Here is a 14,873-nt window from a genome sequence, read left to right as displayed (position 1 = left end):
AGCGGCCGCGTGGAGGGGTGGGCGATGGAGAGCTACGACGACGACTGGACCGACGGCCAGCGCGCGCTGTACGACGAGTGCTACCGGGCCGGCGGCGAGTGGGCCGGCGACCCGGACACCCCGACCGAGGACGTGCAACACGTGATCAACCTGGGTCAGGCCGACGACGACACCCTGGGCGACGCCGAACTCGACTACCCGCCCCTGGTCGACGCGGTCACCCAGGCCACCGGCGAGAACGTCACGAGCGTGCCGGCCAGCCACCACGACCCCGGGTTCCGGGGCTTCGTCGACGGCGTGCGGGACGCCGCCGCCGACGAGGTCTTCGGGCTCTGACCCTCGGCCCGCCGACGACGTCTTCGGGCTCTGACCCTCGGCCCGCCGACGACGTCTTCGGGCTTTGAACCCCGGCCCGTCGATGCCCCGGGCGCGCTGTGCGCGGTCGACGCGGGGCCTACCCTCCCGCTCCGGGCCGGCTTCTGCCACCATTCGGGTCGACGAACCGACGAATGGGGGCCCCGGGTGCGCATCCTGCTGGTCGAGGACGACTGCCGGGTGGCCGCCGCGCTCTCCTCCGCGCTCACCCGCCGCGGCTACGAGGTGGAGCACGCGGCGACCGTCGCCGCCGCCCTTGCCGCCGCCCCCTGCGACCTCGTGCTGCTCGACCTGACCCTGCCCGACGGGGACGGCACCGACCTGTGCCGGGAGCTGCGCCGGCGCAGCAGCCAGCTCGGCATCATCGCGGTGACCGCCCGGGGCGAGGAACGCGACCGGGTGCTCGGCCTGCGGTTGGGCGCGGACGACTACGTGGTCAAGCCCTTCTCCATGACGGAGCTGCAGGCGCGCATCGAGGCGGTGCTGCGCCGGGCGGCGCACACGGTGCCCGAGCGCAACCTCATCGACGTCGGGCCCGTACGCATCGACGTGGCCGCGCGGACGGTGGCCGTGGACGGCCGGCCGGTGGCGCTGACCCGCAAGGAGTTCGACGTCATGCTCTCCCTGGCCCGGCAGCCCGGGGTGGCGGTGCCCCGCGAGCGGATCCTGCTGGACGCCTGGGGCACCACCTGGGGCGACGGGCACACCGTGGAGGTGCACGTCGGGTCGCTGCGCGGCAAGCTGGGTGACCCCCGCCTCGTGGAGACCGTCCGCGGGGTCGGCTACCGGCTGCGCGGCGAGTGAGGCGACGCCGTGCGACGTCGGCTGGTGATCAGCTACCTGCTGCTCATGGTGCTGGTGCTGATCGCGCTGGAGACCCCGCTCGCGGCCACCCTGGCGACCCGCGAGACCGACCGGGTGCGCGCCGACCGGCTCGCCGACGCCACCCGGTTCGCCTCGCTGGCCGGCCCGGCGCTGCGCGGCGGGACCCCCGGCCCGCTCGACAACGAGCTGCGCAGCTACGACGACCTCTACGGGATCGGCGCCGCGGTGGTCGACCGGGAACGCCGGACGGTGGCGGCCTCGGAGAACTGGCGGCCGGCCGGCGGGACCCGCGCCGCGCTCGACACGGCGCTCTCCGGCCAGCAGTCCAGCGGGCCGGAATCGGTCTGGCCCTGGGTCGACCGGCCGATCGTGGTGGCGGTGCCGATCAACGACGGCGGTGAGGTGCTCGGCGCGGTGGTCACGGCCACCCCGACCGACGACGTCCGGCGCGCCGTCACGCTCTGGTGGCTGCTGCTGGCCGGCACGGGTCTGCTCGCCGTGCTGGCCTGCGTGCTCACCGCGTTCGGGTTGGCCGGCTGGGTGCTGCGGCCGGTCACCGAGCTGGACGCGGTCACCCACGAGATCGCCGAGGGCGACCGCGGCGCCCGCGTGCAGCACCGGCTCGGCCCGCCGGAGCTGCGCCGGCTGGCGGCCAGCTTCAACCACATGGCCGACGTGGTCTCCGACGTGATGGACCGGCAGCGCGCGTTCGTCGCGCACGCCAGCCACCAGCTGCGCAACCCGCTGACCGCGCTGCGGCTGCGGGTGGAGGAGCTTGGACCCAGCCTGACCGACCCGGACGGGCGGGCCGAGCACCGGCTGGCCCTGGAGGAGACGGACCGGCTCGCCCTGGTGCTGGACGCGCTGCTCACCCTGGCCCGCGCCGAACGGCGGGAGAACCAGCGGGTCACCGTCGACGCGGCGGCCGTGGCCGCGTCCCGGGTCGCCGCGTGGGAGCCGCTCGCCCGGCACCGGTCGGTCACCCTCCGGCTGACGGCGGGCGACTCCCCGGCGTACGCGCGGACCGTGCCGACCGCCATCGACCAGGCCCTGGACGCGCTGATCGACAACGCGGTGAAGTTCAGCGGCGCCGGCGGGGAGGTGACGGTGGCCGTGCGGCACCACGAGGGCGGGACCGCCCTGGAGGTCCGGGACACCGGCCCCGGCATGACCGAGAGCCAGCTCGGCCAGGCGACCGAGCGGTTCTGGCGGGCGCCGGAGGTGCAGAACGTCGACGGCGCCGGGCTGGGCCTCACCATCGTCGCCGTGCTGGTCGACGCCTCCGACGGGCGGCTCACCATGCGCCGGGGCGAGCCGCGCGGCCTGGTCGCCGGCCTCTGGTTCCCGGCCCCGACCGACCCGCCCGACGCTCCCGCCGGGGAGGGCGTGCCGGCCCTCGCCGACCCGGCCTCACGGTAGGGCCACCCGCCACCCCCGCTGGGAAGGGAGCGCCTGCCCTCGCCGACCCAGCCTTGCGGTAGGGGCACCCGACGTCCCCGCCGGGGAGGGCGCACCGGCCCTCGGCGGCCCGCCGTGCGGCGGCCCCGCCCGTACGGCGGTCAGGGTTTGGCGGCGCGATACCAGTCGGCGGCGCCCGGGTGCAGCGGCAGCGGGGCGGTGGCGATGGCCGAGCGGGGGCTCATCCGGCCGGCGGCCGGGTGCGCCGCGGCCAGCTCCTGCCGTCGTTCCATCAGCAGCCGGGTCACCTCCCGCACCAGCGACTCCGGCAGGTCGGCCCGGACGATCAGGAAGTTGGGGTTGGCGACGGTGGTGACCGGGTCGGTGCCGTACACCGAGCGCGGGATGTCCCGGGAGACGTAGACCTCGGGATTGCTGCCGCGCAGCGGATCGGTCCACTCGCCGAGGTCGACGATCCGGGTCGCGCTGTCGCCGGCCAGCTGCTTGACCGCGCTGACGGGCAGGCCGCCGGAGAAGAAGAACGCGTCGATCGTGCCGGCCCGCAGCGCCGCGACCGAGTCGTCGAGGCCGAGCCGCTCCCGGCGCACCCGGCCGTCGCCCAGGTGCGCCACCTCCAGCAGCCGGGAGGCGGTGATCTCGGTGCCCGACCCGGGGGCACCCACGGAGACCCGCCGGCCGCGCAGGTCGGCCAGCGTGCGGACTGGGCCGCCGGCGGTGGTGACCAGGTGCAGCAGGTCGTCGTAGACGCGGGCGACCGCGACCACGGACGGGTGCGCCGCCGGCGCGGCAGGCAGCACGTCGGCCTGGGTGAAGCCCAGCTCCGCCTCGCCCGAGCCGACCAGCCGGACGTTCTCCGCCGAGGCGGCGGTGACCACCACGCTGGCCTGGACGTTCGGCATCTCCCGGTTGAGGATGTCGGCCAGCGACCGGCCGAAGGCGTGGTAGACCGCCGTCGGGCTGCCCGTCGCGATCCGGATCGGCACGGGCGCCTCGGGGGAGTCCCGGCAGCCGGCGATGCCGGGCAGCGTCACCAGCAGCAGCAGCGCCAGCAGCGCCGCCGGGCGGCCGGGGCGCGGGCGAACGCGACGGAACCGGGTTCGACTCACGCGCTGCACTCTGCGCCCGCGCGGGCCGTCACCGCAAGCCGCCGTTCACGGCTCGGGCCGTCACCGCAAGCCGCCGTCCACGGCTCGGGCCGCGCCGAGCGTCGTCGCCCGGCCCGTGACCCCGTGGGCCGGCGGCGCCGCGTCCGTGTCCGGACGCCGCAGGCCGGCGGTGCCGCGTCCGTGTCCGTGGTGCCGTCGGCCGGACAGTGCCGCGTCGTGTCCGTGGTGCCGTGGCGGGCCCCGCCGCGACGTCTCAGGCCGGTTCGGCCGCCCTGGCCGGCTCCAGCGCGGCGCTGTGCAGGATCCGCTCCCGGTCGGGGCCGTCGGCGACGCAGACCAGGAAGCAGCCGGTGCCGGGGCGCAGCAGCGCGGGCACCTCCAGCAGGGCGGCCCCGCGCACCAGGACGGCGGCCAGCTCGCGGTCGGTGAGCCGGACGCCGAGGATGTGCCGTCGGACGTGCCGCCCCCCGGCGAGCAGGGCGGCCCGCCAGGCCGCCGCCGCCAGCCGGGGACGCCACACCCGCCGCGCCGTCGACGCGCCGGGGAACGGGCCGCCCAGCAGCTCGCGGCGGCCCTGACGCCAGCCGGCCTCCAACACCCGCGCGTACGCCGGGCGGTGCGCCGGCGGCACGGAGAGCCTGTGCAGCTCGTACCGGCGGCGCAGCCCGCCGACGGTCACCTCGTGGTCGACGGGGACGTCGAGGCGGCCGAGCAGCTGCCGGAACCGCTGCGCGGTCTCCTCCCGGTTGAACTCGACGATCGCAGGGCGGTGGTGCGGCACCGGTCGGCGGGCACCGGTGGCGGCCGGCAGTGGCGTGCAGCGCAGCAGGCAGGCGGCCTCGAACGCGTCGGCAAGGGTCAGCCAGTCCAGTGGCGGCGGGGTGGACGGCAGGCGCGGCCGGTCGAGCAGGATCTGTTCGGGAGCCAACTCAGGCACTCCTTGTCGGCGTCGGGGTCCTCCTACCGTGACCCGTCGACGCCGACCGCGAAACCCGTGCGCCGCAGCCTTGAGGAAATCTTGCGGGTGTCCTACAGCTCGGTGACGACCAGATCGACCTGACGTGGCCGGCCGGCGGGGCCGGGCTGCTCCAGCACCGTGTACTTCAGGTCCCGCAGCGCGGCCACCAGCCCGTCGGCCGAGCGCGGCCGCGCGCCCGCGGTCAGCAGGTCCCGCACCAGCCGGCCCTTGGTCGCCTTGTTGAAGTGGCTCACCACCGACCGGACGGGCACGCCGTCGACCTCCCGCTCGTGCAGCACCCGGACCGTCACGGTACGGGCGGCCACCTCGCCCCGGGGCACCCAGGTGGCCGCGTACGCGCCGGAGCGCAGGTCGAGCACCGGCCCCGCGCCCGCCGCCGCCTCCATCGCCGGCCCGAGCGCCCGCCGCCAGTACGCCGACAGCGCCCCGACACCCGGCAGCCGCGCGCCGATCGGGCACCGGTAGGGCGGGATCCGGTCGGTGAGGCGTACCGCACCCCAGAGGCCCGAGCTGATCAGCACCGACCGGCGCGCCGCCCGCTGCGCCGCCGGCGGGAGCGAGGCGAGGTCGAGCGCCTCGTAGAGCACCCCGGTGTAGAGCCCGCCGGCGGGCGCGGTGGCCGCCACCCGCAGCCGGGCGTTGCGCCGCAGCTCGCCCCGCTGGCCCTCGCTGAGCCCCAGCGCCTCCCGGGCCGCCGCCTCGTCGCCGCCCTCGCTGAGCGCCATCAGCGCGGCCAGCACCTCCTCCCGCGCGCCGGTCAGCTCCGGCAGGGAGAGCCGGGCCAGGTCCAGCCGCCGGCCGGTGCCGGCGTCGGCCTTTCCCTCGGAGGGCGGCAGCAGGACGATCATCGGTGGACTCCTCGCTCGGCACGCCGTCCGCGCGCCGGTCCGGCCAGCGTACGGGCCGTCGCTACCGCCAGGGCCGCACCGGCGTCTCGGGGTGGTACACGCGATACCCGCCCACCTCGGCGCGCAGCGCCGCGTCGGCCCGGTCGCCCAGCAGCCCGCGCAGCCGGCGCTCCGCGGTCGAGCCGGCCGGCAGCACGTACCCCGGCCGGTCGGCCCGCCCCACCTGCCGCCAGTACGCGGGGTAGCGGTTCTGCCCGGGGGTGAGGTCGCCGTCGAGCACCGCGCACACCACCGACTCGTCGGTGTTGAAGATCAGCCGGTTGCAGGTCCAGTAGTCCCCGTACACCTCGCGCGGGCCGTCCGCGCGGAGCCGGTCGGCCAGCTCGCGGGCCTGCCGCTCCTCGATCCGGGACGCGGTCGTCCCGGTGGCGGCGAACAGCACGGTGACCACCAGCGTGGTCGCGGCCAGCGCGGCCAGCACGGCGGTGGCGAGCGCGCCGGCCAGCCGGCCGAGCGCCCCGACCGTGCCCCGCCAGCAGGCCACCGCCGCCAGCCACAGCGGCCACAGCACCGCCGGCAGGGAGAGCTGGAGCACCGACAGGTAGCGGGCGTTGTCCAGCGGGCTGGTGGCGGCCAGCGGGCTGCGCACGTACGACAGCAGGGTCAACGCGGCGCCGACGACGAGCGCGAGGTGCACCACGGGGCCGACCCGCCGGCCGGCCGGGCCGCCCGCGGCCCGCCGGTACGCGACCACGGCGAGCGCGGCGGCGACCGCCAGCAGCACCGGGTAGAGCAGTCCGAACCACTCCTGACCCCGGGTGCAGCCGTCCACCGGGCAGAGGCCGGCGGCCAGCGGCACCCCCTCCAGCAGGCCGCCGTCCAGCCGCCGCGACCACGACGGGGGCGGCCCCGCCTTGGTGCTGATCTCCTGGAGCACCGACAGTGAGTCCTCGCCGGGCGGGGCGACCAGGTTGTCGCGGATCATCGGCGCGACCCCGACGGCGAACCCCGCCAGCAGCAGCGCCCCCGCCCAGCCGAGCAGCTCCCGGCGGGCGACCCACAGCAGCGCCAGCCCGGCCGCCCCCAGGTAGGGCACGATCAGCCAGTCCGACCACACCGCCACCCCGGCGAGCAGGCCGAAGAGCCCGACGGCCAGCCGGCGGTGCCGCACGGTCCCCCGGGCGAGCCCCACCACGACCAGCAGCATCACCAGCACCGCCACCTTGACCTCCGGCCGGCCGCCGACCACCGTCAACTGGTCGCGCACCACCCGCTCCCCGCCGAGCGCCAGCAGCCCGACGACGAAGGCGGCGAACCAGGGCGAGCAGGTCCGCCGGGTGAGCCGGTGGATCAACCAGAGGAAGAGCGCGTAGAGCAGCACCAGCGGCAGGCGCAGCAGCGGCCAGCTCGGCCCGGCCGCGGCGATCAGCGGGGCGGCGAGATAGGACTCCAGCATCCCCATGTAGCGCTGGCCGTAGAGGAAGACGGGCAGCTCGCGGCCCTGCGCGATGTGCAGCGCGGCCAGCCCGAAGGTGGCCTCGTCGCTGTTGGAGACCGGCACCGTGCGCAGGGTCAGGACCAGCCGGTAGCCGACCCCGGCGAGCCCGAACAGCAGCGCCACGAGCGCCGGCCGGTCGAGCTGCGGGCGCCACCGCCCACGCTTGCGCACTGGTTGCGACACGACCAACGCCCCCGTCGTCGTCCCGACCGGAGTGTTTCACGTCGTCGGGGCCGGCCGGGGCGGATCGGCGCAGCCCGGGGCCGACGAAGATCGCCTCGCGTGGCCGAGGCCGCCGGGTTGTGGCAGGGTTGCTGGCGTGCCACCCACTGCCGCCGGCCAGTTGGCCGTACCGAACCTGCACCGGGCCGCGCGGATCGAGGACGCCGTGCACTCGCTGGTCGAGCGCCGGTTGCGGCGCACCGGCTGGCGGACGAACATCGTCGCGTACGCCGGCTACGGCGCGCCGGGCTGGGCCCGCGTGATGTGCCGGGTGCTGCTGGGGCGGCCGGACACCCGCCAGCGGGGCCGGCTGGAGAAGGTGCGCGGCTGGCGCAGCTTCACCACGCTGCCCGCCAAGCACGTCACGGTGACCATCGAGGCCGGCGGGGTACGCCACGAGGCGACCACGGACCGCAGCGGCTTCATCGACACGCTCGTCGAGGCGGACCTGCCGCCCGGCTGGGGGGCGGTGCGGATCAGCCTGCCCGAGGCCGAGCCGGTCGAGGCGCCGGTGCGCATCCTCGACCCGGAGGTGCGCTTCGGCATCCTCTCCGACATCGACGACACGGTCATGGTCACCGCGCTGCCCCGCCCGCTGCTCGCCGCCTGGAACACCTTCGTCCTCGACGAGCACGCCCGGGCGGCGGTGCCCGGCATGGCGGTGCTCTACGAGCGGCTGGCCACCGCGCACCCCGGCGCCCCGGTCTTCTACCTCTCCACCGGTGCGTGGAACGTCGCGCCGACGCTGACCCGCTTCCTGTCCCGGCACCTCTACCCGGCCGGGCCGCTGCTGCTGACCGACTGGGGGCCGACCGCGGACCGCTGGTTCCGCAGCGGCCGGGAGCACAAGCGGGTCACGCTGGCCCGGCTGGCCAAGGAGTTCCCCGACGTGAAGTGGCTGCTGGTCGGCGACGACGGGCAGCACGACCCGGAGATCTACCGCGAGTTCGCGGCCGCCCACCCGCAGAACGTGGCGGGGGTGGCGATCCGCCGGCTCTCGCCCGCACAGTCGGTGCTGGCCGGCAGCCTGCCCGCCCCGGCCGGGCAGTCGGCCTCCGGGCCGGTGGGGCAGCGGTGGCTCTCGGCGCCCGACGGCGCCGGCCTGTGGAAGCTGCTGCGCGACGCCGGGCTGGTCTGACCGGTCCACGGCGGGTGGGGGCGCGACCCCGAACGGTGAGAGTTGTGAAGAATACTTGCGCGACGTTCGCGAAACGATGAACATCTTTTCGTGCGCGTAGACTTTGGTCGATTCCTTCCCCTCGCCGCGCTGGTGGCGGCGCTGACGCTCGGCACGGCGGTCCCCACGGGCGCGCCAGCCCGGCCCGACGCCCCGGACACCGTGCCGGTGGCCGCCGAGGCGGCCTGCGTGACCGACCCGGCGACGCCGAAGCGGCAGTTCCGCGCCATGTGGATCGCCAGCGTGGCGAACATCGACTGGCCGAGCCGCACCGGGCTCACCCCGACCGCGCAGCAGGCGGAGTTCCGGGGCTGGCTCGACCTGGCCCGGCAGCGGCGGATGAACGCCGTCGTCGTGCAGATCCGCCCGGCCGCCGACGCGTTCTGGCCGTCGACGTACGAGCCCTGGTCGCAGTGGCTCACCGGCACCCAGGGCGGCAACCCCGGCTACGACCCGCTGGCCTTCATGGTGGCCGAGGCGCACGCCCGCAACCTGGAGTTCCACGCCTGGTTCAACCCGTACCGGGTGGCCAACCACACCGACCTCACCAAGCTGGCGGCCAGCCACCCGGCCCGCAAGAACCCGGGCTGGACCGTCACCTACGGCGGACACATCTACTACAACCCCGGCATCCCGGCCGTCCGCGCCTTCGTGCAGGACGCGATGATGGACGCCGTCAAGCGCTACGACATCGACGCGGTGCACTGGGACGACTACTTCTACCCGTACCCGGTCAGCGGGGTGGCCTTCCCCGACCAGGCGACCTACGCCCAGTACGGTGCCGGCTTCGGCAACATCGGCGACTGGCGGCGCAACAACGTCAACCTGCTGGTGCGGGAGATGCGCGACAGGATCCGGGCGGTCAAGCCGTGGGTGAAGCTGGGCGTCAGCCCGTTCGGCATCTGGCGCAACGCCGGCACCGACCCGCTCGGCTCGCGCACCACCGGCCTCCAGTCGTACGACGCCATCTACGCCGACACCCGCCGCTGGGTGCGGCAGGGCTGGCTCGACTACATCGCCCCGCAGCTCTACTGGCACATCGGCCACCCGGCGGCCGACTACGCGGAGCTGGTGCGCTGGTGGTCCGAGACCGTGACCGGCACCGACGTGCAGCTGCTCGTCGGGCAGGCCACCTACCGGGCCGGGGCGTCCGGCCAGGACGCCGCCTGGCAGGACCCGGCCGAGCTGACCGACCACCTGACGCTCAACCGCAGCCACCCGAGGATCGTCGGCGACATCCACTTCAGCGCCAAGGACGTCCGCGCCGACCGGATCGGGGCCGTCTCCCGGGTGGCGACCGACCACTACCCCCGGCCCGCGCTGGCGCCGGCCGGGGTGGGCGGCGCCGCGCCCGCCGCACCCAACCTCACCTCGGCGGTACGCGGCACCGGCGGGGTGACCCTCACCTGGCAGCGCGGCGCCACCGGCAGCACGACCGCGTACGCGGTCTACCGGCTGCCCGGCGACGGCGCGGTCGACGCCTGCGACCTGGCCGACGCCCGTCACCTGCTCGGCACGGTCCGCGCCTCGGGCACGACCGGGACGTTCACCGACGCCAGCGCGGCGGCCGGCTCGACGTACCGCTATCTGGTGACGGCCCTGGACCGGCTGCACCACGAGAGCGCCGCCAGCAACGCGCGGGTCGTCACCGGCACGGGCGGGACGTTCAGCGTGATCGTGGACAACTCCACCACCGGCGGCTTCACCGCCGCCGCCACCTGGGGCACGTCGTCGTACCTCCCGGCGCGCTACGGCGCCGACTACCGCTTCGCCACCCCGCAGGCGGTCAGCGACCCGGCCTGGTTCACCGCGACGCTGCCCGCCACGGGCAGCTACCGGGTCGAGGTCTGGTACCCGGCCGACCCCGGCTACAACAGCGCCACGCCGTACCTGGTGGCGACGGCGAACGGGACCGTCACGGCCAGGGTCGACCAGCGCACCGGCGGCGGGCAGTGGCGGGTGCTGGGCACCTACGACCTCGCCGCGGGGACGCGCCAGGTCGTCGGGGTCAGCCGCTGGACCAGCACTCAGGGGTACGTCGTCGCCGACGCCGTCCGCATCACCCGACTCTGAGCCGGGCGGCCTCTTCCCGTTCCCGATCTTGGTAGGAAGAGGCCCGTCCGGGGGCCGTTTCCTACCAAGGTCTCCCGCGGGGCCGCGCCTCGCTCAGTCGCGGCGCAGCCAGAGCACGCCGAGGGGCGGCACCTGGAGGGCGGCGGACGCCGGTAGCCCGTGCCACGGCACCGCCTCGGCGTGCACCTCGCCCAGGTTGCCCACCCCCGACCCGCCGTAGTGGTGCGCGTCGGTGTTCAGCACCTCCGTCCACGCCCCGCCGGCCGGCAGGCCGATCCGGTAGTCGTGCAGCGGCCGGGCGGAGAAGTTCGCCACGCAGACCAGGGTCGCGCCGTCCGGGGCGATCCGGACGAACGAGACGGCGTTGTTGGCGACGTCGTCCCCGGCGATCCAGCGGAACCCGGCGGGCTCGGTGTCCTGCGCCCACAGCGCCGGGACGTCCCGGTAGACGCGGTTGAGGTCGCCGACGAGGCGCTGCACGCCCGCCCGGGCCGGGTCGTGCAGCAGGTGCCAGTCGAGGCCCCGCTCCTCGCTCCACTCCCGGTCGTCGGCCAGCTCGCAGCCCATGAAGAGCAGTTGCTTGCCCGGGTGCGCCCACATGTACGCCAGCAGGGCGCGCACGGTCGCCAGCCGCTGCCAGGTGTCGCCGGGCATCTTGCCGGCCAGCGAGCCCTTGCCGTGCACCACCTCGTCGTGGCTGATCGGCAGCACGTAGTTCTCGCTCCAGGCGTACGCCAGGGAGAACGTGAGCTGATGGTGGTGGTGCTGCCGGTAGATCGGATCCTTCGAGGTGTAGAGCAGGGTGTCGTGCATCCAGCCCATGTTCCACTTGAAGCCGAAGCCCAGCCCGCCGGCGTCGGTGGAGCGGGTGACCCCCGGCCAGGCGGTGGACTCCTCGGCGATCACCACCACCCCGGCGTGGTGCTTGTAGACCGTCGCGTTCACCTCCTGCATGAACGCGATGGCCTCCAGGTTCTCCCGGCCGCCGTGCACGTTCGGCGTCCACTGCCCCTCCTGGCGGGAGTAGTCCAGGTAGAGCATCGAGGCGACCGCGTCGACCCGCAGCCCGTCGACGTGGAACTGCTCGCACCAGTAGAGGGCGTTGGCGACCAGGAAGTTGCGCACCTCCCGGCGGCCGAAGTCGAAGACGTACGTGCCCCAGTCGGGGTGCTCGCCGCGGCGCGGGTCGGGGTGCTCGTAGAGCGGCGTGCCGTCGAAGCGGGCGAGCGCCCACTCGTCCTTGGGGAAGTGCGCAGGCACCCAGTCGAGGATCACTCCGATCCCGGCGGCGTGCAGCCGGTCCACCAGGTGACGGAACTCGTCGGGGTCGCCGAAGCGGGAGGTCGGCGCGTAGTAGCCGGTGACCTGGTAGCCCCACGAGCCGCCGAACGGGTGCTCCATCACCGGCAGGAACTCCACGTGGGTGAAGCCCAGCCCGGTGACGTACGCGACCAGCTCCTCGGCCAGCTCCCGGTAGCCCAGCCCGGGCCGCCACGACCCCAGGTGCACCTCGTAGACGCTCATCGGCTCCTGGTGCGGCTGCCGCCGCGCCCGCCGCGCCAGCCAGTCGGCGTCGCTCCACTCGTACGTGGAGTGGTGCACCACCGAGGCGGTGGCCGGCGGCACCTCCGCGTACGCCGCCAGGGGGTCGGCCTTGTCCCGCCACTGCCCGTCGGCGCCCAGGATCCGGTACTTGTAGCGGGCCCCGGCCCCGACGCCCGGGACGAAGATCTCCCACACCCCGCTGGAGCCGAGCGAGCGCATCGGCCAGCCGTCGTCGGGCCCCCAGCCGGCGAAGTCGCCGACCAGCCGGACGCCCCGCGCGTTCGGCGCCCACACGGTGAACGCCACGCCCTCGTCGAAGACCCGGGCGCCGAGGGCCTCCCAGAGGCGCTCGTGCCGGCCCTCGCCGATCAGGTGCAGGTCCAGCTCGCCGAGCGTGGGCGGGTAGCGGTAGGGGTCGTCGTGGGGCCGGCCGTCGACCTCGATCCGGTAGTCGAGCACCTCGCCCGGCACCGTCGCCTCGAAGACCCCGGCGTCGTGCGCGCGCCGCATCGGGTGCCGCTCGCCGCCGACCAGGAGGGCGACGTCGGCGGCGCCCCGGCGCAGTGTGCGCACGGTCGTGCGCCCGTCGGCGGGGTGCGCGCCGAGGACGGCGTGCGGGTCGTGCGTCGCGCCGGTGATCAGCTCGTCCATCGGGGGTCGTCCTCCTGGGCGGGGGCGGTCGGGGCGGTGCCGCCCGAGAGGTCGTCGGGCACGCTCTCGACGGTCAGGTCCGGCGCGCCGGACGCCGGCGCCGGGGCGGCGTCGGGACCGGCGACCGGTCGCCGCACGGTCAGCACGTGCGCCGGTTGCAGGTACGGGTCGAGGCGTACGGCGTTGCGCTGCCCCCAGTCGTAGCTGGCCCCGGTCAGCTCGTCGTGCACGGTGAACCGGTCGTGCCAGTCCAGCCCGAGCGCCGGCATGTCGAGCGTGGTGTTGCCCCACTGCACGCCCTGCGGGTCGAACGAGCAGACCACGAGGACCGTGTTGCCGGTGTCGGGGTCGTGCTTGGACCAGCAGAGCAGCGCCGGGTTGTCGATCTCGTGGAAGACGAGGTTGCGCAGCTGGTGCAGGGCCGGGTTGTCCCGGCGTACCTGGTTGAGGGTGGCGATGAACGGGGCGAGTGAGCGCCCCTGCGCCTGCGCGCCGGCCCAGTCCCGGGGGCGCAGCTCGTACTTCTCGTTGTCGAGGTACTCCTCCGCGCCGGGCCGGGCGGTGTGCTCGAAGAGTTCGTAGCCGGCGTACATGCCCCAGGAGGGGGAGAGCAGCGCGGCCAGCACCGCCCGGATCTTGAACATCGGCGGGCCGCCGTGCTGCAACGAGGAGTGCAGGATGTCCGGCGTGTTCGGCCAGAAGTTCGGCCGCATGTGGTCGGCCGCGGCCACCAGTTCCTCGCAGTACGCCCGCATCTCGGCGGCGGAGGTGCGCCAGGTGAAGTACGTGTACGACTGGGTGAACCCGATCTTGCCCAGCCCGTGCATGATCGCCGGCCGGGTGAACGCCTCGGCCAGGAAGAGCACGTCCGGGTCGACCTTCTTCACCTCGGCGATCAGCCAGTGCCAGAAGTCGAACGGCTTGGTGTGCGGGTTGTCGACCCGGAAGATCCGGATGCCCTCGCCCACCCAGTGCAGCACCACCCGCAGGATCTCCGCCCGGATGCCCTCGGGGTCGTTGTCGAAGTTCAGCGGGTAGATGTCCTGGTACTTCTTCGGCGGGTTCTCCGCGTACGCGATGGTGCCGTCGGCCCGGGTGGTGAACCACTCCGGATGCTCGGTGACCCAGGGGTGGTCCGGGGCGCACTGCAACGCCAGGTCCATCGCCACCTCCAGGCCCTGCTCGGCGGCGGCGGCGACGAAGTCGCGGAAGTCCTCCGCCGTGCCCAGGTCGGGGTGGATGGCGTCGTGGCCGCCCTCGGCGGCGCCGATCGCCCACGGCGAGCCGACGTCGTCCGGGCCGGCGGTCAGCGAGTTGTTGCGGCCCTTGCGGTTGATCCGGCCGATCGGGTGGATCGGCGGCAGGTAGAGCACGTCGAAGCCCATCGCGGCGACGCCCGGCAGGCGCTCGGCGGCGGTCGCGAAGGTGCCGGAGCGGGCCGGCGCGTCCACGGTCGCGGGGATCGCCCCCTCCGAGCGGGGGAAGAACTCGTACCAGGCGGAGAAGAGCGCCCGCTTGCGGTCCACCCAGAGCCGGTGCTCCTCGCCGGTGGTGACCAGCTCCCGCACCGGGTGCTCCCAGAGTAGGGCGGCCAGCTCCAGCGCCGGGGCGACCCGGCGGGGCAGCTCCCTCTCGGCGTCGCCCAGCGCCGCCACCGCCGCGCGGACCCGCCCCGCGTCGCCGGCCGGCACCAGCTCCACGGCCGCGGTCAGCACCCGGGCGCCCTCGGCGAGGTCGTTGGCGAGGTCCGCCGGCCCCTGCCCGGCGGCGATCTTCTTGGTGACCGCGTTCTGCCAGGTCAGGTACGGATCCTGGAACGCCTCGACGGTGAAGACCCACTCGCCGACCGCGTCGGGACGGATGACCGCGTGCCAGCGGTCCTGGCCGGGCTCGCCGGGACGCATCCGGGTGAACGGCCGGGCCCGCCCGTCGGGGCCCAGCCACACCACGTTGCAGCCCAGCGCGTCGTGCCCCTCGCGGTAGGCGCGGGCCGACACCGGCACCGCCTCGCCGACCACCGCCTTGGCCGGGTAGCGACCGCAGGAGACGACGGGGGAGACGTCTTCGATCGGGAACCGTCCAGTCACCGATTCAACCTACTGCGCGAGATCCTTTCGCGCGCGGCCAAGCGTCCCGACTCCGTCCGGGCCCGCTC

General features: G+C 75.0%; 11 protein-coding genes. 5 read left to right on the top strand and 6 right to left on the bottom strand.

All coding sequences use genetic code 11. The features are described 5' to 3' along the window. The first annotated feature begins 24 nt into the window (after positions 1 to 24). The 3 genes from GA0070606_RS06565 (at position 25) to GA0070606_RS06555 (ending at position 2,619) form a co-directional block, all read left to right on the top strand. Positions 25 to 336: a hypothetical protein gene (locus GA0070606_RS06565; protein ID WP_091095984.1), complete on the top strand. Its 312-nt coding sequence runs from the start codon at positions 25 to 27 to the stop codon at positions 334 to 336. Positions 337 to 522: 186 nt separating this feature from the next. Beyond that, on the top strand, positions 523 to 1,179 hold the full coding sequence (locus GA0070606_RS06560) for a response regulator transcription factor (protein ID WP_091095983.1): 657 nt from the start codon (positions 523 to 525) through the stop codon (positions 1,177 to 1,179). Positions 1,180 to 1,188: 9 nt separating this feature from the next. Continuing rightward, a complete protein-coding gene (locus tag GA0070606_RS06555; RefSeq protein WP_091095982.1) occupies positions 1,189 to 2,619 on the top strand; it encodes a sensor histidine kinase in 1,431 nt (476 codons plus the stop codon). Between the two features lie 140 nt (positions 2,620 to 2,759). Here GA0070606_RS06555 and GA0070606_RS06550 read toward each other — a convergent pair whose 3' ends face one another. From GA0070606_RS06550 to GA0070606_RS06535, 4 genes are all read right to left on the bottom strand, one after another. Continuing rightward, complete coding sequence (locus GA0070606_RS06550; protein WP_425413029.1) at positions 2,760 to 3,734, bottom strand: TAXI family TRAP transporter solute-binding subunit; 975 nt, start codon at positions 3,732 to 3,734, stop codon at positions 2,760 to 2,762. Between the two features lie 244 nt (positions 3,735 to 3,978). Beyond that, positions 3,979 to 4,653 carry a hypothetical protein gene (locus GA0070606_RS06545; protein ID WP_091095980.1) on the bottom strand — a complete coding sequence of 225 codons (675 nt, stop codon included), beginning with the start codon at positions 4,651 to 4,653 and terminating at the stop codon, positions 3,979 to 3,981. 101 nt (positions 4,654 to 4,754) lie between these two features. After that, entirely contained in the window at positions 4,755 to 5,552 is a 798-nt protein-coding gene (gene yaaA / locus GA0070606_RS06540) for a peroxide stress protein YaaA (RefSeq protein ID WP_091095979.1), read from the bottom strand. 61 nt (positions 5,553 to 5,613) lie between these two features. After that, a complete protein-coding gene (locus GA0070606_RS06535) occupies positions 5,614 to 7,233 on the bottom strand; it encodes a hypothetical protein (RefSeq protein ID WP_091095978.1) in 1,620 nt (539 codons plus the stop codon). A gap of 136 nt (positions 7,234 to 7,369) precedes the next feature. Here GA0070606_RS06535 and GA0070606_RS06530 point away from each other — a divergent pair, with 136 nt between their 5' ends. Both GA0070606_RS06530 and GA0070606_RS06525 read left to right on the top strand, forming a co-directional pair. Beyond that, positions 7,370 to 8,410, top strand: a complete 1,041-nt coding sequence (locus tag GA0070606_RS06530; protein WP_091095976.1) for an App1 family protein phosphatidate phosphatase — start codon at positions 7,370 to 7,372, stop codon at positions 8,408 to 8,410. 90 nt (positions 8,411 to 8,500) lie between these two features. Continuing rightward, on the top strand, positions 8,501 to 10,522 hold the full coding sequence (locus GA0070606_RS06525) for a family 10 glycosylhydrolase (protein WP_091095974.1): 2,022 nt from the start codon (positions 8,501 to 8,503) through the stop codon (positions 10,520 to 10,522). A gap of 93 nt (positions 10,523 to 10,615) precedes the next feature. Here the strand turns inward: GA0070606_RS06525 and glgB are convergent, their stop codons facing one another. Both glgB and GA0070606_RS06515 read right to left on the bottom strand, forming a co-directional pair. Then, positions 10,616 to 12,718 carry a 1,4-alpha-glucan branching protein GlgB gene (gene glgB, locus GA0070606_RS06520; protein ID WP_091095972.1) on the bottom strand — a complete coding sequence of 701 codons (2,103 nt, stop codon included), beginning with the start codon at positions 12,716 to 12,718 and terminating at the stop codon, positions 10,616 to 10,618. Further along, positions 12,706 to 14,805, bottom strand: coding sequence for an alpha-1,4-glucan--maltose-1-phosphate maltosyltransferase (locus tag GA0070606_RS06515; protein WP_091095970.1), 2,100 nt, complete (start codon positions 14,803 to 14,805; stop codon positions 12,706 to 12,708). Before GA0070606_RS06515 ends, glgB begins: the two co-directional genes overlap by 13 nt. Positions 14,806 to 14,873 lie beyond the last annotated feature (68 nt).

The sequence above is a fragment of the Micromonospora citrea genome (genome assembly GCF_900090315.1).
Lineage (GTDB): Bacteria > Actinomycetota > Actinomycetes > Mycobacteriales > Micromonosporaceae > Micromonospora > Micromonospora citrea.
The sequence above is the reverse complement of the archived record's forward strand: the minus strand, read 5'-3'. Positions and strand labels throughout refer to the sequence as shown.

Bases quoted from the DNA above. Each gene is read 5' to 3' on its own strand.
- GA0070606_RS06565 (WP_091095984.1), top strand. From the start codon at position 25: ATGGAGAGCTACGACGACGACTGGACCGACGGCCAGCGCGCGCTGTAC.
- yaaA (WP_091095979.1), bottom strand. From the start codon at position 5,552: ATGATCGTCCTGCTGCCGCCCTCCGAGGGAAAGGCCGACGCCGGCACC.
- glgB (WP_091095972.1), bottom strand. From the start codon at position 12,718: ATGGACGAGCTGATCACCGGCGCGACGCACGACCCGCACGCCGTCCTC.